Origin of the sequence: Cupriavidus respiraculi (genome assembly GCF_914271545.1) — a bacterium.
Classification (GTDB): Bacteria; Pseudomonadota; Gammaproteobacteria; order Burkholderiales; family Burkholderiaceae; genus Cupriavidus; species Cupriavidus respiraculi.
On sequence record NZ_CAJZAH010000001.1, the window covers coordinates 615,303 to 635,276 of the forward strand.

General features: G+C 70.6%; 21 protein-coding genes. 11 read left to right on the forward strand and 10 right to left on the reverse strand.

Features of this window, described 5'->3' with window-relative positions:
* Nucleotides 1–44: 44 nt before the first annotated feature.
* The 6 genes from LDO27_RS02685 to LDO27_RS02710 all read right to left on the reverse strand — a co-directional run bounded on the left by LDO27_RS02685 (nt 45) and on the right by LDO27_RS02710 (nt 6,924).
* Complete coding sequence (locus LDO27_RS02685) at nt 45–1,280, reverse strand: formylglycine-generating enzyme family protein (protein WP_224039471.1); 1,236 nt, start codon at nt 1,278–1,280, stop codon at nt 45–47.
* A gap of 57 nt (nt 1,281–1,337) precedes the next feature.
* Complete coding sequence (locus tag LDO27_RS02690; protein ID WP_222206166.1) at nt 1,338–1,727, reverse strand: response regulator transcription factor; 390 nt, start codon at nt 1,725–1,727, stop codon at nt 1,338–1,340.
* A gap of 190 nt (nt 1,728–1,917) precedes the next feature.
* On the reverse strand, nt 1,918–3,837 hold the full coding sequence (locus LDO27_RS02695; protein ID WP_224039473.1) for a sensor histidine kinase: 1,920 nt from the start codon (nt 3,835–3,837) through the stop codon (nt 1,918–1,920).
* Nucleotides 3,838–3,887: 50 nt separating this feature from the next.
* Nucleotides 3,888–4,463: a response regulator transcription factor gene (locus tag LDO27_RS02700; protein ID WP_224039475.1), complete on the reverse strand. Its 576-nt coding sequence runs from the start codon at nt 4,461–4,463 to the stop codon at nt 3,888–3,890.
* Nucleotides 4,464–4,652: 189 nt separating this feature from the next.
* Complete coding sequence (locus LDO27_RS02705) at nt 4,653–5,855, reverse strand: hypothetical protein (RefSeq protein WP_224039477.1); 1,203 nt, start codon at nt 5,853–5,855, stop codon at nt 4,653–4,655.
* A 106-nt stretch (nt 5,856–5,961) separates the two neighbouring features.
* Nucleotides 5,962–6,924: a tripartite tricarboxylate transporter substrate binding protein gene (locus LDO27_RS02710; protein ID WP_224039479.1), complete on the reverse strand. Its 963-nt coding sequence runs from the start codon at nt 6,922–6,924 to the stop codon at nt 5,962–5,964.
* Between the two features lie 231 nt (nt 6,925–7,155).
* On the opposite strand from LDO27_RS02710, the gene LDO27_RS02715 reads away from it, so the two are divergent.
* Nucleotides 7,156–8,166: a hypothetical protein gene (locus tag LDO27_RS02715; protein ID WP_222206178.1), complete on the forward strand. Its 1,011-nt coding sequence runs from the start codon at nt 7,156–7,158 to the stop codon at nt 8,164–8,166.
* A gap of 31 nt (nt 8,167–8,197) precedes the next feature.
* On the opposite strand, the gene LDO27_RS02720 is transcribed toward LDO27_RS02715, so the two are convergent.
* A complete protein-coding gene (locus LDO27_RS02720) occupies nt 8,198–8,551 on the reverse strand; it encodes a DUF1428 domain-containing protein (protein WP_222206179.1) in 354 nt (117 codons plus the stop codon).
* Between the two features lie 245 nt (nt 8,552–8,796).
* Between LDO27_RS02720 and LDO27_RS02725 the strand changes: the two genes are divergently transcribed.
* The 6 genes from LDO27_RS02725 (at nt 8,797) to LDO27_RS02750 (ending at nt 13,247) form a co-directional block, all read left to right on the forward strand.
* Nucleotides 8,797–9,129, forward strand: coding sequence for a hypothetical protein (locus LDO27_RS02725; RefSeq protein ID WP_224039481.1), 333 nt, complete (start codon nt 8,797–8,799; stop codon nt 9,127–9,129).
* A gap of 13 nt (nt 9,130–9,142) precedes the next feature.
* Nucleotides 9,143–9,772: a DUF2796 domain-containing protein gene (locus LDO27_RS02730; protein ID WP_224039483.1), complete on the forward strand. Its 630-nt coding sequence runs from the start codon at nt 9,143–9,145 to the stop codon at nt 9,770–9,772.
* A 17-nt stretch (nt 9,773–9,789) separates the two neighbouring features.
* Complete coding sequence (locus LDO27_RS02735; RefSeq protein WP_377747325.1) at nt 9,790–10,512, forward strand: ABC transporter ATP-binding protein; 723 nt, start codon at nt 9,790–9,792, stop codon at nt 10,510–10,512.
* Nucleotides 10,506–11,762 (forward strand): ABC transporter permease, encoded by a 1,257-nt coding sequence (locus LDO27_RS02740; RefSeq protein ID WP_224039485.1) that lies wholly within the window; start codon nt 10,506–10,508, stop codon nt 11,760–11,762. Before LDO27_RS02735 ends, LDO27_RS02740 begins: the two co-directional genes overlap by 7 nt.
* Before the next feature lie 15 nt (nt 11,763–11,777).
* Complete coding sequence (locus tag LDO27_RS02745; RefSeq protein WP_224039487.1) at nt 11,778–12,416, forward strand: DUF3299 domain-containing protein; 639 nt, start codon at nt 11,778–11,780, stop codon at nt 12,414–12,416.
* Nucleotides 12,417–12,560: 144 nt separating this feature from the next.
* Entirely contained in the window at nt 12,561–13,247 is a 687-nt protein-coding gene (locus LDO27_RS02750; RefSeq protein ID WP_224039489.1) for a MarC family protein, read from the forward strand.
* Nucleotides 13,248–13,258: 11 nt separating this feature from the next.
* Here the strand turns inward: LDO27_RS02750 and LDO27_RS02755 are convergent, their stop codons facing one another.
* The gene (locus tag LDO27_RS02755) at nt 13,259–14,272 is read right to left on the reverse strand and encodes a GlxA family transcriptional regulator (protein WP_224039490.1); all 1,014 of its coding nucleotides are present in this window, start codon (nt 14,270–14,272) and stop codon (nt 13,259–13,261) included.
* A gap of 23 nt (nt 14,273–14,295) precedes the next feature.
* Nucleotides 14,296–14,883, reverse strand: a complete 588-nt coding sequence (locus LDO27_RS02760; RefSeq protein WP_224039491.1) for a CBS domain-containing protein — start codon at nt 14,881–14,883, stop codon at nt 14,296–14,298.
* A gap of 317 nt (nt 14,884–15,200) precedes the next feature.
* Between LDO27_RS02760 and LDO27_RS02765 the strand changes: the two genes are divergently transcribed.
* The 3 genes from LDO27_RS02765 (at nt 15,201) to LDO27_RS02775 (ending at nt 18,119) form a co-directional block, all read left to right on the forward strand.
* Complete coding sequence (locus LDO27_RS02765; protein WP_222206202.1) at nt 15,201–15,941, forward strand: acetoacetate decarboxylase; 741 nt, start codon at nt 15,201–15,203, stop codon at nt 15,939–15,941.
* A 66-nt stretch (nt 15,942–16,007) separates the two neighbouring features.
* Complete coding sequence (locus LDO27_RS02770) at nt 16,008–16,790, forward strand: 3-hydroxybutyrate dehydrogenase (protein ID WP_222206204.1); 783 nt, start codon at nt 16,008–16,010, stop codon at nt 16,788–16,790.
* A gap of 63 nt (nt 16,791–16,853) precedes the next feature.
* Complete coding sequence (locus LDO27_RS02775; protein ID WP_224039492.1) at nt 16,854–18,119, forward strand: DUF3734 domain-containing protein; 1,266 nt, start codon at nt 16,854–16,856, stop codon at nt 18,117–18,119.
* Nucleotides 18,120–18,194: 75 nt separating this feature from the next.
* On the opposite strand, the gene LDO27_RS02780 is transcribed toward LDO27_RS02775, so the two are convergent.
* On the reverse strand, nt 18,195–18,908 hold the full coding sequence (locus LDO27_RS02780) for a response regulator transcription factor (RefSeq protein WP_224039493.1): 714 nt from the start codon (nt 18,906–18,908) through the stop codon (nt 18,195–18,197).
* 288 nt (nt 18,909–19,196) lie between these two features.
* On the opposite strand from LDO27_RS02780, the gene LDO27_RS02785 reads away from it, so the two are divergent.
* On the forward strand, nt 19,197–19,967 hold the full coding sequence (locus tag LDO27_RS02785) for a sensor histidine kinase (protein ID WP_224039494.1): 771 nt from the start codon (nt 19,197–19,199) through the stop codon (nt 19,965–19,967).
* Nucleotides 19,968–19,974 lie beyond the last annotated feature (7 nt).

Below are 19,974 nucleotides of genomic sequence, written 5' to 3' on the forward strand. Positions count from 1 at the left end.
CGGGCGATGCCGTTCGGCCAAAGCCCGGTTCGGCGGCGCCCACGCTAGTTGGCTCCCTCGGGTCGCCGCCCACCACCCGCGAGCGGCGCGGCACGGCGCTGTTCGGTCCATCGCGCTTCGTCCATCACCAGGCGGAAGCCCAGGTGCGACATGCTGTTGTAGGGGTCGGTCCCGCGCCGGGCGCTGGGGCGGTAGCTCAGGCAGAAGTCCTCGTTGCACAGGAAGGAGCCGCCGCGCGTGACCCGCTTGGGCGCGTTGGCCGGTACGCCGGGCTCCGCGGGGTCCCATGCCGCCACCGGTCCGACGGGGTTTTCGATCAGCGCCGCCCTCGCGGCCTCGCGCCGGAACTGGTCGGCGCGATACCAGTCCGCGACCCATTGCCACGCGTTGCCCGTCATGTCGGCCAGGCCATAGCCATTGGGCGGAAAGGTGCCGACCGGACTGGTGCCGAGCGCCCCGCCCGCCTTGGCGCTGACCACCGGAAAGGGCTGGCTGGCCTGCCCCTGCCACACGTTGGCCATCTGCCGGCCGTCCGGTGCGAACTTGTCGCCCCAGGCGTAGGTGGCCTGCTCGAGCCCGCCGCGCGCGGCGAATTCCCATTCGGCTTCGGTCGGCAACCGCTTGCCGACCCATCGGGCATAGGCGAGCGCGTCCTCGTACGAGACCTGGACCACGGGGTGGTCATCCTTGCCCTCGATCGTGGTGCCGGGACCGCCGGGGTGGCGCCAGCTGGCGCCCGGCACGTAGCGCCACCACTGCGAGTAGTCCTGCAGCGGCACCGGGCCGGGCGTGCCCACGAAAACCATGGCGCCGGCCACCATCGCGCTGGCGGGCGGACGGGGCGTGCCGGGCGGCAGCTGGACCCTGAGCGTTTCCCAGTCGGGCACGCGCTCGGCCGTGGTGACATAGCCGGTGGCCTCGACGAAGCGGCGGAATTCCGCGTTGGTGACGTGGTGCTTGTCCATCCAGAACGCATGCACGCGGACCTTGTGGGCGGGCTTTTCGTTGGGCTGCGCCATCTTGCTGTCGCTGCCCATCAGGAATTCGCCGCCGGGCACATGCATCATGCCGCGGGGGCCGCGCTGGCCATCGCCCTCGACCACCGCCGGCGCCGTGGCCTGCGGGCCGGCGAAGTGGTGCCACGCCGCGGCCGAGGCCGCTACCGCGCAAGCCAGGCCGGCCGCGACCAGCGCGCGGCGGTGCCAGGACGGCGGCGTTGCCGGCGCGGCGGCCACGATCCCGGCCTTGTCCCGACGGCTTCCTTTGGTTCGGCGTGTCATGGGAGATTCCCCTGGAGAACGCAGCCCGCTGCTGCGCGGAATTCAAGCCACCCTGGGTCAGCCGTTCGCGGGCGGGCCGCGTGCGAGCAGCCTTTCGATCACGCGCAGCAGCGCGTCGCCGCCGAAAGGCTTGAGCAGGACTTCCGTACCCGGCGCGAGCTTGCGCACGGCCTGGCTGTCATAGGCGGTGATGTAGACCACGGGGGGCCGCGGCTCGCGCAGGCTCGCATAGCACGCGGGTCCGGACAGGCCCGGCAATTCCACATCGACCACCAGGCAACCGGCGCGTTGCGCAACGCCGCGCGCGGCCAGCAACTGCTCTGCGCTGCCGAAACACCGCGCCTGATATCCGGCCGCCTGCAGCAGCCGCTGCAATGCCCGCTGCAGGCTCACATCGTCCTCGACCACGGCAATCAGTTGGGAAGTCATGTTGATGAAGATGGACACTGGTGACTCCCGATCCTGAACGGACGAGATCGAGAACGGATGCGACGTATCGATGCGCCGGAGCTAGCGCTGTTGCCCTGTTACCTCTCGCTTCGCTGCCTCATGTGAGCATGAGTATTGGAGGCCGGGCACCGTCGTGCAATCAGGGAAAAGTGCAAACGCCGCTGCGTGCTTGTACGCGCCAGGGACGTCACGACCTGGGCGACGGGTCCCGGGTCCAGACGGCGGCCGGGGAGCTCGCCTTGCGGCGCGGCGAAGGTTGCATGGCGCCGGCCGCTGGCATGCGCACTTCGAACGTGGTGCCGCGCTCCGGTTCGGACGTCACGCAGACCTCGCCGCCATGGGCGGCGACGATGGCGCGCACGATGGACAGGCCCAGGCCGGTGCCCTGGGGCTTGGTGGTGTAGAACGACTCGAACACGCGCGAGACGACCTCGGCCGCCATGCCGGGTCCGCGGTCGGTCACGTTCAACACATGGAACCCCGCCTGCGCGCGCGTCTCGACCATGATCCGGCGCCGCGCGGGATCGAGTCCCTGTACCGCGTCCATGGCATTGATGACCAGGTTCACCAGCACCTGCTGCAATTGCACGGGGTCGCCCATGACCGCCACGTCAGCGGCCGCAAAGCGGCAGCGCAGCTCGCAGCCCCGGCGCCTTGCCTCGGGCCGCAGCAGGTCCATGCCTTCCTCGAGCACCGCGTCGGGCCGCAGCGGCACGAATTCGAGTTCATGCTTCCTGAGCATGGCGCGCTGCCGCTGCACCACCTGATTGGCACGCAGCGCGTCGCGGCGCACGTCGTCCAGGATCGAGCGCACCTCGTCGGTGTCCGCGGCGGGGCCATCGAGCATGAAGCTGGCCGCATCGGCATTGGTCAGGATGGCGCCAAGCGGCTGGCTGACTTCGTGGGCGATCGACGCGCTCAGTTCGCCGATCGAGGCGATGCGCGCGGCGCGCGTCAGTTCCGTGCGCCGCTGCGCTGCCTCGTCTTCCGCGCGCCGCCGCCACCGTCGCTGCCACAGCAGCGCGCCGATGGTCAGCGCCTGGAGCACGACCGTGGCGAGCACACCGAGCACCAGCGCCCGATGATCGCGCCACAGCGAGGCCGGCACATTGAGGCGGCGGCATTCGGCCGGCAGCGCTCCGGCATCGAGACCGAACGCTTCCAGACGGCCGACATCCGCCACGCACAGCGGCGCGGGCGCATCGAGCACGGTGCCGGCGGCGCGCAGTTCGCCCCGCAGCATCGCGGCGGCCACTTCGCCGGTGCGGCGGCCATGCGCGGCGAAATCGATGGCCGAGCCCGCCGCCATGCCGTACCGCATGTAGGTCTCGTACCAGCCGTAGAGCGGTGCGGCCGTTGCCGCCGACAGTGCTCCCATGACTTCGTAAGGGAAATGGGCCGCGCCGTAGCGGTCGGCATACATCGTGGCGAACAGCACCGCGGCGGAGCGATCGAGGCCGGCCACCCGTTCGACCAGTTCGCGCTGCGTCAGGCCGCTCCATGTCTCGACCTGCCACGAAGCCGACGCTCGTTGCGCCAAACCGTCATCGATCCGGGAACCCCAGTAGCGGTCCACCGGAGCGGCCCCCGTCACTACGATCAGCCGCTTCAGCTCCGGTTGCAGCGCAGCGACCATGTCCAGCGTTCCCGGAATGTCGGCCGCCATCGGCAGATAGGTAAAGGACTCGGGGCGGGCAAGCGCGGCGAGGCGTGTGGCGTCGATGCTGGTGATCAGCACGGGCACGCCGGGCCAGACCTGCTCGTGATAGCGTCCGGCGAACTGTAGCGCGTACTCGGACACCCCGATCACCAGATCGACTTCCCGGTTCGCGTACTTGGCCTTGAGCAACTGCACGAAGTGGGGTGTCATCGAGGCGGCGTCGAAGCGATAGCTGTCGAGCGCATCGACATAGAACTCCACGCCCTGCGGTGCCGCCGCGTTGAGCACGGCGCGCAGCTCGTGCACCTGCTGCGAGGCCGCAGGCTGGCTGAGGTCCGCCCCGGGCAGGATCACGACGCGCCAGGGCCTCGCCTGTGCCGGCGCGCAGAAGGCGATGGCCTGGAGCCAGAGCAGCAGCAACAGGATCGCCGGGCGGTGAAAGGACATGGCCCGGGCCGGCATGCGCTCCGGACCGGCGATGGCGAGTGGCGACGACTTCAACGCTGGACGAGGTCGCCGCCGCGCTGGACCAGGTCGGCCAGCGAGCGCGCGCCCAGCTTGGTCATCAGCCCGGAACGGCACAGCTTGATCGTGCGCTCGCTAAGGCTCAGGTCCGCGGCGATCTGCTTGTTGAGCCGGCCGGCCAGAATGCCGCGCAGCACGGTTTCCTCGCGCGTGCTGAGCGGCACGGCGGCGGCGGCCAGCGCCGCGGCGTGGTCCAGCGCGGCCAGCAGCGCCGTGGTGTCGAGGGGCTTGAGCAGGAATTCCACGGCACCGCCCTTCATGGCGCGCACGGCGCGCGGGATGTCGCGATACGCACTGATGAACACGATCGGCACCGACGCGCCGTCGCCGCGCAGGGCCTGCTGCAACGCCAGTCCGTCGATGCCCGGCATCTCCAGATCCAGCAGCAGGCATCGCGGCCCCGGGTCCGGCTCCGCGAGCATGAACGCCTCGGCCGACGGGAACGTGCGCACGGGAAAGCCGGTGACTTTCAGCAGCCGCGCCAGCGCGGCGCGGGAAGAATCGTCGTCGTCGACGATATGGACGGTGCAGTCGGATCTTGCGCTCACGAGCCATTCTCCCCGTCATCGGCGTTGCCGGCGCTGCGTGTCCAGGCCAGCCTTGTGCCAATGATTCCGTATCCCCGCCGCTTCCCGTACTGAAACTTTTCGACGCGTGGGCGGGGGTGATCTGAGCGAAATAGCTGCCGCCCGGGCCTGGCTGCGGGCATCGCGTCATGCAGGCCCTGCCAGACGAGCCTACAGCAGCGCCACCAGCAGCTTGGCAAGCACCTGCCCGAGTGGAAACTGCGCCGCCACGAGGACCAGCATCGGCAGCGCCGCCGGCACGATGGTGGCGACCAGCGCGCTCTTGTTGACCAGGGCGACGCGCGTCCTTTCCACCGCCTCGTAGAGCGCGTGGGTGTCTGCCACCGGCCCCAGTTCGGGCGCATTCAGCAGGGGATCGTCTTCGAGGCCGGCCCTGCCATGCATCCAGCGATCGTCCACCTTGCGGCCGTGCTCGGACAGCAGCACCCCATAGTCGAGCACGCCGCGTTTGCGGGTGCGCATCAGCAGCGGCGTGAAGCACAGCAACGGTGCCAGCACCAGCAGCGCCAGCACGGTGACCAGCGTGCCCATCGGCACGTACAGCGTGGACACCGGGACGCCGTGATAGACCACCTCGTGCGCCCACGCCGCCGCCACCACCGCCGACACCGCCAGCGAGAACGGCGCGAAGGCGAGCGGCAGGCGGGCCAGGAAGCCCAGCCCGCCGAAGCGGTCCGGATGGTTGGGAACCAGGCGCAGCGGCAGCCGCGCGATCCGGAACATGACGATGCACAGCAGCGCCAGCCGCCACAGCCACGCGAGCAGCAGCACATTGAAGATGGGCCGCGATACCAGCAGGAACCACCACACGGCGAAGCCGCTCGCGCCGCCCGCATCGCCCCAGCGGATGGAGTCGGGATGCGGCGCCACGGACATCGCGGCCGTCCAGGCGAGCGCCACGCCCGCGATGACGACCCAGGGATAGGTGCGGTCGCGCAGCCGCGCCCCCGCCTCGAGGATCTGGCGGAAGCGGGCTTCGAGCGGGCCATCGACCATGCCGTTGCGGACGAACTCGGACAGGCATAGCGGTATCACGGTGTGCGCGAGCGCCTCGGCCGCGATCAGCAGCGGCACGCCGACCAGCGCACGCACATGCACGGCGTAGTGGCCGAGCAGCGGCTCGGCCACCGCCGTGCCGGCCAGCAAGTGCCCGTGCACGGCGGCGATCAGCACCAGTGGCAGCCAGCCGAGCATGCCGAAGAACAGCGCGCGGCGCACGATGCCCAGGCCATGCGCCGGCACGAGTCCGATCCGTCGTTGCAGGCGGATCAGCGCATCGTCGCGTACGAGGGAGAACGATGCCGCGCAGGATCCGGCCGAGCCTTCGGCAAATGCGCTGTGAGCCGCGACCATGGTTCTTCCCGAGGCGATACCGGCTGAAGTATCGGAGGCGGCCGGCCGCCACGCAATCCGGGAAAGGGGCAACGCGGCGGCGGAGGACCGGCTCGCCGCTACGGCGTCATTCCGCCTTGGCTCCCGCCCGTTTCACCACGCCGGACCATTTGCGGATCTCGCTGTCCACGAAGCGCGCCGTGGCATCCGGGCTCATGGGCATGGGCTCCGAGCCGCGGTCGACGATGAACTTCTGCAGCTCCGGCGATTGCAGCGCCTTCACCGTTTCCGCGTTGAGCTGGCTGACGATGGGGTCGGGCGTGCCGGCCGGGGCCATCAGCACCGCCCAGCCCAGCGCCTCGAAGCCGGGCACGCCCTGCTCCTGCACCGTAGGCACGGACGGCAGCTGCCGCACGCGCGTGGCGGTGGTCACCGCGAGCGGCACGGCGCGTTTGGACTGGATCATCGGCATCGCCGCGGTGACCGAGTCCACCATGACCGGGATCTGGTTGCCCAGAAAGTCCGCCTGCGCCGGGCCGCTGCCCTTGTAGGGGATATGGACCATGAAGATGCCCGCCTGCGCCTTGAGCATCTCGGCTGACAGGTGCTGCGTGCCGCCGATGCCGGCGCTGGCGTAGCTGTACTTGCCGGGCGCGGCCTTGGCCTTGGCGATCAGGTCCTGCAGCGAGCCGATGCCGGATTGCGGCGTCGACAGGAAGATCAGCGGCACGGAGAACACGCCGGAAATGGACCGGAAGTCCTTCCGGGGGTCATAGCCGATGTTCGCGTACAGCGTCTGGTTGATCGCCATGGCGCTGCCCCCCATTACCAGCGTGTAGCCGTCCGGCGCGGCGCGCGCCACGAACTCCATGCCGATATTGCCGCCGGCGCCCGCGCGATTCTCGACCACCACGGATTGGCCGAGCTGCTTGCCCAGCCGCTCGGCCAGCGCCCGCGCGAAGATATCGGTGGCCTGTCCGGGAGGGAACGGCACGATCAGCTTGATGGGTCGCTCGGGATACGCGGCGTGGGCCGCGGGGATGGCGGCGAAAAGCAAAGCGGCGGCAATGGCAGTGCGTGGGAAGGTCAAAGCGGGTCTCCGGAGATGTTGTCGTGGCCTGCGCCGGGGTACGCGTTCGCGTCCCGGCGTGACACATTCTACGGCGCGCGGCCCGCCGTTCCTCCCGCGCAAGGCGCCGCCGCACTGTCGCGCAGCGGTGAAACTGCGGTACAGTCGGCGCGGAAGCCGTCCGCGGCACCTGCGTGCCAGGGCCGGGGCGGCCTGCCCTTCGTTCCTGCCGTCGCCGGCCTTCACGCGTCCATGAACCGATCTTCCGCCACCGGCCTCACAGCGCTGCTCTGCCTCGCGGCAGTGCTGCACGGCTGCGCGCGTGCGCCGGTCAGGAGCGATGCGGCGCCGCCCGCGGCCAGCGCCGCCGCCGAGGGCACCTGCGTCCGCGCGCAGCATGCCACCACGCTGCGCGGCACGCTCGTGCCGGCTGCGCGCGATGCACAGTTGCCCGCCATGCCGGCATCCCATCCGTTCTCCAGGACGGCCGTCGACACCAGCCGGGCCATCGGCGTGCTGCCCGAACTGGCGGTGATCGTCACCGGCCGCGAACGCGGCCTGTCCGCCGAGCAGATGCTGCTGGCACGACAGGTGCTGATGGAGCGGATCATGCTCACGATGCTGGACGTGGCGAGCGTGACGGGCGAGATCGACTGCGAGAACGAGCGCAGCGCGCAATTGCGCGACCAGCTCAGGAAGGCGGAGGAGCAGCGCCTGCGCAGCCTGACGGTGGCGGGCCTGGTGCTCGGGGCCGCCACCGCCATCCTGTCCGGCGGCATCGCGCTGGCCAACCCCGACGCCGCGGCGGCGAACGTGGTCAATGTGGTGGGCGGTACCGCGCAGGCCGGCACAGGCTTCGCCACGCTGTCGCACGCCCCGCGCGGCGCATTGCGGCACGACCGCAACCTGATGGCGGACCTGTGGGCCGGCAAGCCTTCTTCGGAAATGTTCCCGCCCTCGGTCTGGCGCTTTCTCAACGAGGTCGAGGATCACCAGAGCGGTACGCTGCTGCGGCAGCGCCTGATCGAGCAGTGGAAAGCGGGCGAGCGCCTGGGGCCCAGCGGCTCCGACGAGGAGCAGCAGCGGGCGGCGCTGATCTTCGGCAGCGGCGGCGAGTACACCATCGACGATCTGGAGGCGCGCGACGCCATGCTCGACCAGCTGGAGGCCACGGTAAAGCTGCTCTATCAGGACCTGGCGCTGCTGCTGCGCGAACTGTCCGACTGGACCGCGGCCAACTTCTACCAGCCGGTGCCGCGCTGAAGACAACGGGCGGCACCGGCGCCCGCGCGGCCTACGCTTCCACCAGCGCCTCGAAGCCGCCGAAGATCATGCGCTTGGCGTCGAACGGCATGTTCTCCATATCCATGTTCAGGCGCGGATCGGCCATCGACGCCTTCATGCCCGCGTCGCGCGCCTCCCGCGACGGCCACTGGATCCACGAGAACACCACCGCCTCGTCGTCCTTGCGCTGCACGGCCATCGTGAACGACGTGACCTTGCCTTCTGGAACGTCGTCGCCCCAGGCCTCGACGACCTGCTGGGCACCGTGCGCCTTGAACACTTCGGCGGCGGTCCGGGCGACCTCGCGGTATTTGTCGCGGTTGGCAACGGGCACGGCGAGAACGAATCCATCGATATAGGACATGGCATGTCTCCTCTGCGAACGAATGTGTCTGCGGGGCGCGATGGACGGCACGGGTGCCCCGTTTCCCGTAGGCGTCTGGATACCACATGCGCGTGAATGGGCGCTATTCCACGCTGCGGACGGGGTCATGGGGACCGCAGCCGTTGGCGCACCGCAGCAGCGCCGGTGCGCCGGGCGGATAGAATGGGCGCCCCGCCGGAACATGCGAACGACGCCCGCAGGCCACGCTCCCACGACCCATCACCATGCGTTTTCCCCGTTTCGCGCGCCGCTGCCTCGTCGCGGCAACGCTCGTGCAGCTCGGCACGGCCCATGCTTCGGACATCGACTGCGACCCGTCGGCGACCGCCGCTTCCTCCACGCCGGCGCACCGACTGATCTGCGAATCGGCGCTGTTCTCCATGGGCCATCGGCGCATCGAGGCCGACCAGCAGCGCCTGCTGAAGGCCGGCGCGATCGGCGAGGCCGACATCGCGGCGTTCCGCAGGAACCGGGACCGCTGCGATTCCGCCGCGTGCCTCGATGCCGTGTTCCGCGAATGGCGGGCGTTCGCGGCGGGGGCGCGCGGCACCCGGTGAGGCATGCGCCGGCTTGACCGGCGCGCTACGGATGCTGCCCGCGCGGTTTGACGCGCTCCGGTGCCATCCGCATAATTGCAACTTTGTTGCATCAAAGACGGATATGGCGAAGATCCAACCACATGGCCCGGCGCGCGCGACGCGCGCCGTTGCCACGCTTGCATGGCTGCTCGCCACCGGCGGCGCGGCGGCGCAACATGCGCACCGGCACGGCGCCGGCTCGCTCGACCTGTCCGTGGAGGGCGGTGGCATGACCGTGCAACTGGTGCTGCCGCTTGAGGATGTGGTCGGTTTCGAGCGCACCCCCAGGACCGCGCAGGAACGGGGCAGAGTCGAGGCGGCGCGCGCCCGCCTCGGGGAGCCGGAAGCCCTGTTCTCCGTGCCGTCGGAGGCAAAGTGCCGGCTGCGCTCGGCTCGCGTCGATCTCGATGCCGCCCGGACCATGGGCGGCAAGTCCGCCCATCATGGCGATGTCCGCGCCGACTATGTGTTCGACTGCGCCAAGCCGGAGGGCGTGCGGTGGCTGGACGTTCGACTGTTCGATGCCTTTGGCTCGGTGCGTTCCGTGCAGGTACAGGTGGCGACCCCGCAGGCCCAGCGTGGCGCCCGCCTGTCGGCGGACAAGCGACGGATCTCCTGGTAGTGCGGCGGCCCGTTCCGATGCAGATGCCGTCCGCCGCCGTGATCGCGCTGTCCGACGTGGTGTTCTCCTGGCACAAGGATTCTCCCCTGCTCGCCATTCCCCGGCTGCGGCTGGTAGCCGGCGAGCAACTGTTCGTGGCGGGGCCGAGCGGCAGCGGCAAGAGCACGCTGCTGTCGCTGCTGGCCGGCGTCGTCACGCCGCGCAGCGGGCGCGTCGATGTCCTGGGCACGGCGCTGTCTTCGCTGGGCGGCAGCGCACGCGACCGCTTCCGCGCGGACCATATCGGCGTGATCTTCCAGCAGTTCAATCTGCTGCCCTATCTGTCCATCGTCGACAACGTGCTGCTGCCCTGCCGCTTCTCGCGGTACCGGCGGGAGCGGCTGCGCGAGCTTGGCCGCACGCCCGGGCAGGCCGCGCATGTCTTGCTGGAACGGCTGGAACTGCCCCGCGCGCTGTGGAACCGGCCCGTGCCGCGGCTGTCCGTCGGCCAGCAGCAGCGCGTCGCCGCGGCGCGGGCGCTGATCGGCCGTCCGGCGGTCGTGCTCGCGGACGAGCCGACGTCCGCGCTGGACGCCCGCCTGCGGACCGTGTTCATGAGCCTGTTGCAGGAAGAATGCCGCGCGGCCGGCGCGGCGCTCGTGTTCGTCAGCCATGACGAGGCGCTGGCACAGCGCTTCGACCGCCGCCTGGACCTCGCGCCCGCGGGCGCGGCCGACGTACCGGAGACGCCCGCATGGTGATCCCGATGCTCGCCGCCCGCAGCGCATGGAACCGGCGCTCGTCGCTCGTGCTCATGCTGATCGCCATCGCGTTGTCCACCGCGCTGCTGCTGGGCATCGAGCGCGTGCGCCAGCAGGTCAGGGTGGGCTTCGCACAGTCCATTGCCGGCACGGACCTCGTGGTGGGCGCGCGTTCCAGTCCCGTGCAGCTCGTGCTCTCCGCCATCTTCCGGCTCGGCGTACCGACGCACAACGTCAGCTGGTCCAGCGTGCAGCGCCTGGCCGCCCATCCCTCGGTGGCGTGGACGGTGCCGCTGTCGCTCGGCGATTCCCACCGCGGCTTCCCGGTGCTGGCGACCAGCGCAGCCTATTTCGACCACTATCGCTACGGCAGCGGCAAGCCGCTCGCGCTGGCCACCGGCCGGCGCTTCGACGCCCTGTTCGACGCCGTGCTGGGCGCCGAGGTGGCGCGGGCGCTGGACTACCGCGTGGGCGACCGCATCGTGCTCAGTCATGGCGGCGGGCAGACGACATCGCCGGCGCATGCCGACAAGCCCTTCACCGTGGTGGGCGTGCTCGCGCCCACCGGCACGCCGGTGGACCGCACCGTCCATATCGGCCTGCCGGCGATGCAGGCGATCCATCTGGACTGGGAGGGCGGCGCGCCGATGCCGGGTCTGGCCATTCCGCCGGAACTGGTACGCAAGTTCGACCTGACGCCGACCAGCGTGAGCGCGGTGCTGGTCGGCCTGAAGCTGCGCTCGCATGTGTTTTCCGTGCAGCGCGAGATCGCGTCCGACCGGGACGAGGCGCTGACCGCGGTGCTGCCCGGCGTCGCGCTGGACGAACTGTGGAGCGTGATCGGCCATGCCGAACGCGCCATGCTGCTGATGTCGGGGCTGGTCGTGTTCGTCGGTCTCGCAGGACTGGTATCGACGGTGCTGGGCGCGCTCGACGCGCGCCGCCGCGAACTCGCGCTGCTGCGCGCGGCCGGTGCCAGCCCCCGCCACCTGATGGCCATGCTGGCGCTGGAAGGCTTCGTGGTGGTGTGTGCGGGCGCCGCACTCGGCGTCGCGCTGCTGTCCGTGCTTTCCGTGCTGATGCGGCCGTGGCTCGAAGCCGAGCTGGGCGTCGCCCTGCCCCTGGCATGGCCCACGCTGCGCGAATGGGCGCTGCTGGGCGCCGTGGTTCTCACCGGCTTCTGCGCGGGCCTGCTGCCGGGCTGGCGCGCGTACCGGATGAGCGTGTCGGACGGGCTGTTCCCGAACTAGCGAAAGGATGGGCCAATGAAGCTGAAGCTGTTGTACCTGCTCGCCGCGGTACCCGCCATCGGAGCCTACCTCGCGTATGTGCAGTGGGCCGGCAGGCAGGACGGTGGCGACGGGAAGCCCGCCGCCTACCAGGTGGGCGAGCGCATTGCACCGGCCTCCGCACCGGCCGCGCCGGCGACGGCCGCCTTCCGCGAGATCACGTGGGAGGCGCTGATCCCGCCGGGCTGGGACCCGCTCGCGCCTCTCAAGGGCCTGAAGCTCGACCAGCTCGCGGACGAGGACCCGCGGGCGCAGTCCGCGCTGCACAAGGCGCGCGAATACTGGAAGGAGGCCCCGCTGCGCACGGAGATGGACGGCCAGCAGGTCCGCCTGCCCGGCTTCGTCGTGTCGCTGGCGGGCGAAGGCGAGCGCATCCAGGAATTCCTGCTGGTGCCGTACTTCGGCGCCTGCATCCACGTGCCGCCGCCCCCGCTGAACCAGGTGGTGCACGTCGTCGCGAAGGCGCCGCATGACAGCATCCGGACGATGGACACCGTGTGGATCGCCGGCACGCTGCGCGTGGAGCGCGCGGAAACGATGATGGGGGACGCCGGCTATGCGATGCGCGACGCCGAAGTGCTGCCCTATTCGCCGCCGGCGCCCGAGCGGCGCTGAGCCGGGCCGCCGCCGCGCATTGCCAATCCCGACCGGCGGCCCTACCCTACACCGCTGAGGGGCCCTGCATCCGGCGCGTGCCGGCCGCATGCCCGCAGCGCGCGCCCTGCGCTTCCCTTCCCCGCCGCCCCACCGACGGACGCCATGCTCCACGAAAGCACGAAGACGACCCTGCTCATTGTTGCCGCGCTGTTCCCCCTCCTGAATCCGCCCGCCGTGGGCCTGATCGTGCTGGGCATGATGCCGAACCTGAGCACGGCGGAGCGCGCCGCGCTCGCCTCGCGCATCGCCATCAACAGCCTCGTGCTGCTGCTGGCCGCGCTGTCGGTAGGCGCCTATGTGCTGGCGTTCTTCGGCATCTCGATCCCGGTGCTGCGAGTCGCGGGCGGCATCATCATCGCCGCCGCCGGCTGGCGCCTGCTGGAGTCGCCCGGCGACACCAACGCGCAGCGCGAAGCCGAGCCGATGGACCGGGCGGTACGCGCCGCGGCGCTGGCAAGCCGCGCGTTCTATCCGCTGACTCTGCCGCTGACCGTGGGCCCCGGTGCCATCGCAGTGGCCATCGCCATCGGCTCCGGCACGCCGCGCGGCGGTCCGGCCGTGACGCACCTGATCGGTGTGGCGGTCGCACTGGTCCTGCTGGCGGCCAGCCTCTACGTCTGCGTGCGCTTCGCCGGCACGCTGCAGCGCCTGCTCGGCGTGGTCGGCACGCAGGTCGCGATGCGCCTGTTCGCCTTCATCATCTTCTGCATCGGCATCCAGCTGCTCTGGCTCGGCGCCTCGGAACTGCTCGGCATCGGCAAGGCAACGCCGCTGGTGGGCGGGTCGTAGCGCTTGGTCCGCTACGCCGTGCGCTGCGCGCGATAGCGCGACGGCGACACGCCCACCTGCCGCTGGAAGGACTGCCGCATGCGGTCCTCGGTGCCGAAGCCGCAATCGCGGGCGATCTGGTCGATGGTCCGGTCGCTCGTCTCCAGCAGCCGTCGCGCCGCTTCCACGCGAAACGCCTCCACCGCCTTGGCCGGCGTGCGGCCCTGCCGCTGCCTGTAGACGCGGGCGAAATTGCGCGGACTCATGCCGACCTGCGCGGCGAGGTCTTCCACCGCCAGCCTCTCCCGGCCGATATTGTCCGCAATCCACAGATGCAGCGCATCGAACGCGGGCCTGGCACCTTCCTGCGCCAGCAGCATCGTGCTGATCTGCGGCTGGCCGCCCGGGCGCCGCAAGAACACCGCGAGCTCGCGGGCAACGAGGCGCGCGATGTCGGCGCCGCAGTCCGCCTCCACCAGCGCCAGTGCCAGGTCGATGCCGGTCGTCACGCCCGCCGAGGTCCAGATGCTGCCCTGCCGCACGTAGACCGCCTGCTCGTCCAGCGTGACGGCGCCGAAGCGCGACCGGAACGCGTCCTGCATGGCCCAGTGCGTCGCGGCCCGTTTTCCTTCGAGCAATCCCGCTTCGGCCAGCAGGAATGCGCCCGTGCAGACGGAGGCCATGCGCCGCGCGCGCGGGGCGGCGAGACGCAGCCACCGCACCAGCGCGGGCGACGCGGCGACGGCATCGACGATCTCCGGGCCGCCCGGCACGATCACCGTATGCAACGGCACCGGCTCGAACTCGCGCAGCGCGGCGGTATGTATCGCCACGCCCTCGGCCGTCGCCACCGGTCCTCCGCCGATACTGGCCGCATGGCAGGCGTACCCCGGCTGGCCGCGCTCGCGGGCGTAGCGCGATGCGGCCCAGAACACCGACAGCGGACCGCTGTAGTCGAGCAGCCCCATGCCGGGATAGGCGACGAACACCACGACGGACGCGTCGGGGGGCAAGGGGCAAGCCGGGGGAGGCAGTACGGAGGACATGGGGGTCACGAAAACGGCTTGCGTCAGCCCGGGTCACGATCCGGATGCTGGCAACCGCCCTGCACCGGGGCCACGCCGAGTGCCCGCGCGAGCCAGCCGCAGGGACAGTGCCCGGGATCCGCCGCCCGCTCCCTGCCTTCTCGCGGCGCCGGATGCCACAGCCGGGCAACCCGGCGCGCCAGGGCCTGCCGCTCGACCACGCCGACGTAGCGGTCGCCATATGTGACCACCAGCGGGTCGTGCGGCTCGTGCGCGGGGCGCGACGCCAGCAGGCTCGCCAGCTCGGGCAGCTCCGCGTCGTGGGCCACGGTAAGGGGCGCCACGGAGACGAAGCAGGCGCACAGCTCCCGCCGTATCGACTCGCGGTAGCACGGCAGCATCACCACGTCGGCGATCATGCGCCGGCAGATCAGGCCGGTGGGCCTGCCGGCCGACAGTACCGCGATGGCCGAGGCCGCCTCGTGACGCGCGAAGATCTGCAGGGCATCGGCCAGACGCTGCGATTCGGCGACCGGGGGCAGCGCGTGCAGCAGCGCACGGAGCACCGGCGAGGTATCGGGGGGAAGGGGCGCGGCGACTACCGGCGCCGTGCCGTGTGAAAGGTCTGTCATGGTTCGATGGCTTGCCGCTTCGGGAACCCGAAAGCGACTCTCACCCTACACAGCGCCCGCTGTGCTGTCAGCCCTCCACCGGCACGAGGGCATCCTCCCCGAGCATGATTGCCCGCGCCGCAGCGCCGCGCGCCGCGTGGCTCCCGTTCCCCGCCATCGCCGGCCCGGCAACGGCTCGCGCGCTTGCATGCCGGCCCTGATACCCAGGTCCGATGGCCGGCTGCGGCCGGCGCTTCCACAATGCGGCGCATCGCCTCGGCCGGCGCGCCTCCTGCGCCGAAGGCCGGGCTTCCGTGCTCTGGAGGACCGCAAACACCATGGACATTTCCACCATCCGCGACCGCGCTTTCGCCAACCCGATGTGCAGTCCCGCCTATCCGATGGGACCGTACCGCTTCATCGATCGGGAGTTCTTCGTGATCACCTACCGTACCGATCCCGCGCTGCTGCGTGCCGTCGTGCCTGAGCCGCTGGAGATCGAGGAACCGCTGGTGCACTACGAGTTCATCCGCATGCCCGACTCCACCGGCTTCGGCGACTACACCGAGTCCGGGCAGGTCATTCCCGTGATGTTCGACGGCGAGCCGGGCAACTACACCCACGCCATGTTCCTCGACGACCATCCCCCGCTCGCCGCGGGGCGCGAACTGTGGGGCTTTCCGAAGAAGCTGGCGACCCCGCGTCTCGCGGTCAATACCGACACGTTGCTGGGCACGCTGGACTACGGCCCCGTCCGCGTCGCGACCGGCACCATGGGCTACAAGCATCGCGAGCTCGACAAGGAGGCGCTCGGCCACGTGCTCGCGACCACGCCGAACTACCTGCTCAAGATCCTGCCGCACGTCGACGGCTCGCCGCGCGTGTGCGAGCTGGTGCGCTACTACCTCAGGGAAGTGCGGATGAAAGGCGCATGGTCCGGCCCCGCCGCGCTGTCGCTGTTCCCGCACGCGCTCGCACCGGTGGCCTCGCTGCCCGTGCTGGAGGTGACCGGCGCGCGCCACTACATCGCCGACCTCACGCTGGGCCTGGGCGAGGTCGTCCACGACTACCTGGCGTAAGGCCGCGCCTTCGCCATCCTCATTGCCAACCTCATTGCCACCCTCATCGCCATTCAGGAGACCAACATGAAGCTTCAGGGAAAAACCGCCATCGTGACCGGCGCCGCCAGCGGCATCGGCCGGGCCATCGCAGAACAACTGGCGCGCGAGGGCGCGGCGGTAGCGATTGCCGACCTCAACCTGGACGCGGCGCGGGCCGTGGCCGACGCGATCGAATCGGGCGGAGGCCGCGCCATGGCGCTCGCGATGGACGTCACCGACGAGCGCGCCGTCGACGAGGGCACCGACGAAGTCGCCCGCACGCTGGGCGGCGTGGACATCCTGGTGTCCAACGCGGGCATCCAGATCATCAACCCGATCGAGGCCTACAGCTACGCCGACTGGAAGCGCATGCAGGCCATCCATCTGGACGGCGCCTTCCTGACGACCCGCGCCGCGCTGCGCCACATGTACCGCGACAACCGCGGCGGCACGGTCATCTACATGGGCTCGGTGCATTCGCACGAGGCCTCGCCGCTCAAGTGCGCCTATGTCGCCGCCAAGCACGCGCTGCTCGGACTGGCGCGCGTGGTGGCCAAGGAAGGCGGCCCGCGCAACGTGCGCTCGCACGTGATCTGCCCGGGCTTCGTGCGCACCCCGCTGGTGGACAGGCAGATTCCCGAGCAGGCCCGGGAACTGGGCATCAGCGAGGAAGAGGTCGTGCGCCGCGTGATGCTGGGCGGCACGGTCGACGGCGTCTTCACCACCATGGACGATGTCGCCCAGACCGCGCTGTTCCTGTGCGCCTATCCCTCGGCCGCGCTGACGGGACAGTCGTTCGTGGTCAGCCACGGCTGGTACATGCAATGAGCGAAGGCGCGCGCCGCCGGCCTGTACACCGCAGCCGGCGCGCGCCCAGAGACAGGAGTCAAGATGGCGAAAGCAGGAGAACGAATCCCGGTCCCGTCCCCGTCGCTGGCGGAATGCACCGGCCAGCCACCGGGCGGCGACGGCGTTGGCCGCCGCACCGCGACCGCCCGCCACGTCCACGAGCACTACGCCGTGCGCGCGCTGGTGCTGCAGGGCGGCGGCGCGCTGGGCGCCTACCAGGCCGGCGTCTACGAAGGCCTGGCGGCGGCCGATATCGCGCCGAACTGGGTGGCCGGCATTTCCATCGGCGCGTTGAACGCCGCCGTGATCGCCGGCAATCCCCCCGAGCGGCGCGTCGAACAGTTGCGCGCGTTCTGGCAGTTCATCTGCCGGCAGCCGTGGGCGCCGGCGCTGCTGCCCTACGACATGCTCGCCGACAGCGCGCGCCACTGGCCCGATCCGATGCGCGTCTGGTTCGACGGCATCGAGGCCAGCCGCGCGCTGCTCGAAGGCCAGCGCGGCTTCTTCCATCCGCGCCCGTGGCCCGCGCCCTATGCGCGCAGCACCGGCGCGGCCGCGGCCAGCTACTACGACACCAGTCCGCTGAAATCGACGCTGGAGCGCTTCGTCGATTTCGACCGGGTCAACCATCACGAGCACATGCGCGTCTCGGTGGGGGCCGTCAATGTGCGCACGGGCAACTTCGTGTATTTCGACAATACCGAGCAGACGCTGCGGGCCGAGCACTTCATGGCCTCGGGCGCGCTGCCGCCGGGCTTTCCGGCGGTCGAGATCGACGGCGAGTTCTACTGGGATGGCGGCCTGGTCTCGAACACCCCGCTGGCGGCCGTGCTCGCGGCCAGGCCGCGGCGCGACGCGCTGATCTTCCAGGTGGATCTGTGGAGCGCCGAGGGAACCCTGCCGGACAACCTGCTGGACGTGGCGAACCGCACCAAGGACGTCCAGTATTCGAGCCGCACGCGCGCCATCACCGACTACATGCGGGAGCAGCAGAACCTGCGGCGCATGCTCGGCAAAGTGCTGGGCCTGGTGCCCCCCGCCCGCCGCGGCGACGAGGCGTTCCGGCAGGCGGCCGCGCACGCCTGCGACGCGCGCCGCAATGTCATCCAGTTGATCTACCGCGACAAGTCCTTCGAGGGACACGCAAAGGACTACCTGTTCGGACCGCTGACGATGCGCGAGCACTGGGCCAGCGGGCTGGAGGATATCGGCGAAACGCTGCGGCATCCCGAATGGCTCTCGTTGCCGTCGCCGGACGCGCCGTTCGTCACCCACGACATCCATCGCAAGGCGCGGGCCCGGGCGTAACGGCCGGACGCGGCGCGGGACGCCGGCCGCGCCGCCCTTCCCCTTGTTGCCGCACCCCGCTCCCACACCGCCACCTCAGTACGCCGTCGCCGCCAGCGGCGCCGGCGCGCTTCGCAACGGGGCGCGCATTCCGCCCGCGTGTGCGCCGCCCTCCAGCTCGTGCGCCATCCGCACCAGGTCCGCGAACGTGCGCGCCGCCATCTTGCGCATGGCGTTGCTGCGATGGATCTTGACCGTGACGATGCTCAGGCCCAGGCGGTCGGCGATCTGCTTGTTCATCAGGCCCTGGACCGCGAACAGCATGACCTCGCGCTCGCGGACGCTCAACGTCGCGAAGCGGGCGTGCAAGGCAGCGGCAAGGCGGCGCCTCTCGCGCTGGCGGCGGTCGGCCTCCAGCGCCTCGCCGACCGCATCGAGGAAATCCTGCTCGCGCACCGGCTTGGCGAGAAAGTCGCGGGCACCGGCCTTCATGGCGCGCACGGTCATCCCGACATCGCCGTGCGCGGTCATGACGACCACCGGCAGATCGGGCCGCAACCGCGCGAGCTGCGCCTGCAGCTCGAGCCCGCTGGTACCGCGCAGCCGCACATCGAGCACCAGGCAGCTCGGGGCGTCAACCGGCTCCTGGCGCAGGAAATCGCGCGCGCACAGGAAGCCGCGCGAGGCGATGCCGACGGATTGCAGCAGTTCCCGCAATGCGTCGTTCAGGCTGGGATCGTCGTCGACGATGTAGACAAGCGAGTCCGAGGGCCCCTGCTCTTGGGGCCCGGGAGTGGGCAATGCATTCACGACAGGCTCCGTTCATCGGGTCGTCTCCTCGCCGCAAGGGAACAGCGACGGCGTCGCGTGGCGGGCCGCACCGCCTGTCCGCGGGCTTCGAGGCCGTTGGATCGATCAGGCCCAGTCTAGGGACCGGGCCGGCCGCGATCAATAACGCACCGGTGACAGCACCGTTTCCCCTCGCGCACCAATGGCGGCGGGCCCCGCGGATCGTTGCGCGGCATGCCCTGGCCTGGCAGGAATCCCGGGTTCTCTGTCATTTACGGCTGGCATGCCGGCTGACTAAGATCGCGGCCCATGTCCTCCTCCGCACCATCGAACAACGCCAGCGCCGCCAGCGGCGCGCCTCCGGCCGACTCGCCCACCTACGCCAGGGCCGGCATGCCCGAGCTCGCCGCGGGCGCCATGCACGACATCGTGCAGCCCATCATGGCCATCATGACGCGCGGCAACACCGCGCTGCGCCTGCTGCAGCGAGAGCCGCCGGATACGGAAGGCGCCATCCACGCCATCGGCAGGATGGTGGCGGACGGCCAGCGCGCGGCCGATATCGTGGCGTGGTTCCGCGCGGCCGCGGCCGGCATCCCGCTTCCGCGCGAGCGCCTGTGCCTGGGCCAGGTGGTGCGCGACACGCTGGCGGACGTGGAGCACGAATTGCGCGAGCGGGCCATCCGTACCGAGCTGCGGATGCGCGAGGCCGTTACGCCTGTGACCGGCGGCTGTCTGCCGCTACGGCAAGTGGTGGCCAACCTGGTCAGCAACGCGATGCAGGCCATGGAAGGCACGTCGGGGCCGCGCATCCTCTCGATCGCGCTGGACATCGCCGACGGCAAGGCCGTACTCGCCGTGGAAGACACCGGCTGCGGCCTGGCGCAGGCCGATATCGAGCGCCTCTTCGACGAGTTCTATTCCACGCGGGAGGACGGCATGGGCGTGGGACTGTCGATCTGCCGGACGATCGTCGCCGCGCACGGCGGAGAGATCGTCGCCCAGCAGCGCAGCGGCGGCGGCGCCCGCTTCGTGGTCCGGCTGCCGCTGGCCGAAGAGGCGCCCGCCGCGCACGACTGATCTCCGG

Coding starts and splice junctions, on each gene's coding strand:
- LDO27_RS02740 (WP_224039485.1), top strand. CDS start 10,506: ATGGTGATCCCGATGCTCGCCGCCCGCAGCGCATGGAACCGGCGCTCG.
- LDO27_RS02715 (WP_222206178.1), top strand. CDS start 7,156: ATGAACCGATCTTCCGCCACCGGCCTCACAGCGCTGCTCTGCCTCGCG.
- LDO27_RS02785 (WP_224039494.1), top strand. CDS start 19,197: ATGTCCTCCTCCGCACCATCGAACAACGCCAGCGCCGCCAGCGGCGCG.
- LDO27_RS02760 (WP_224039491.1), bottom strand. CDS start 14,883: ATGACAGACCTTTCACACGGCACGGCGCCGGTAGTCGCCGCGCCCCTT.
- LDO27_RS02775 (WP_224039492.1), top strand. CDS start 16,854: ATGGCGAAAGCAGGAGAACGAATCCCGGTCCCGTCCCCGTCGCTGGCG.
- LDO27_RS02695 (WP_224039473.1), bottom strand. CDS start 3,837: ATGTCCTTTCACCGCCCGGCGATCCTGTTGCTGCTGCTCTGGCTCCAG.
- LDO27_RS02770 (WP_222206204.1), top strand. CDS start 16,008: ATGAAGCTTCAGGGAAAAACCGCCATCGTGACCGGCGCCGCCAGCGGC.
- LDO27_RS02735 (WP_377747325.1), top strand. CDS start 9,790: ATGCAGATGCCGTCCGCCGCCGTGATCGCGCTGTCCGACGTGGTGTTC.
- LDO27_RS02720 (WP_222206179.1), bottom strand. CDS start 8,551: ATGTCCTATATCGATGGATTCGTTCTCGCCGTGCCCGTTGCCAACCGC.
- LDO27_RS02745 (WP_224039487.1), top strand. CDS start 11,778: ATGAAGCTGAAGCTGTTGTACCTGCTCGCCGCGGTACCCGCCATCGGA.
- LDO27_RS02765 (WP_222206202.1), top strand. CDS start 15,201: ATGGACATTTCCACCATCCGCGACCGCGCTTTCGCCAACCCGATGTGC.
- LDO27_RS02705 (WP_224039477.1), bottom strand. CDS start 5,855: ATGGTCGCGGCTCACAGCGCATTTGCCGAAGGCTCGGCCGGATCCTGC.
- LDO27_RS02725 (WP_224039481.1), top strand. CDS start 8,797: ATGCGTTTTCCCCGTTTCGCGCGCCGCTGCCTCGTCGCGGCAACGCTC.
- LDO27_RS02685 (WP_224039471.1), bottom strand. CDS start 1,280: ATGACACGCCGAACCAAAGGAAGCCGTCGGGACAAGGCCGGGATCGTG.
- LDO27_RS02755 (WP_224039490.1), bottom strand. CDS start 14,272: ATGTCCTCCGTACTGCCTCCCCCGGCTTGCCCCTTGCCCCCCGACGCG.
- LDO27_RS02750 (WP_224039489.1), top strand. CDS start 12,561: ATGCTCCACGAAAGCACGAAGACGACCCTGCTCATTGTTGCCGCGCTG.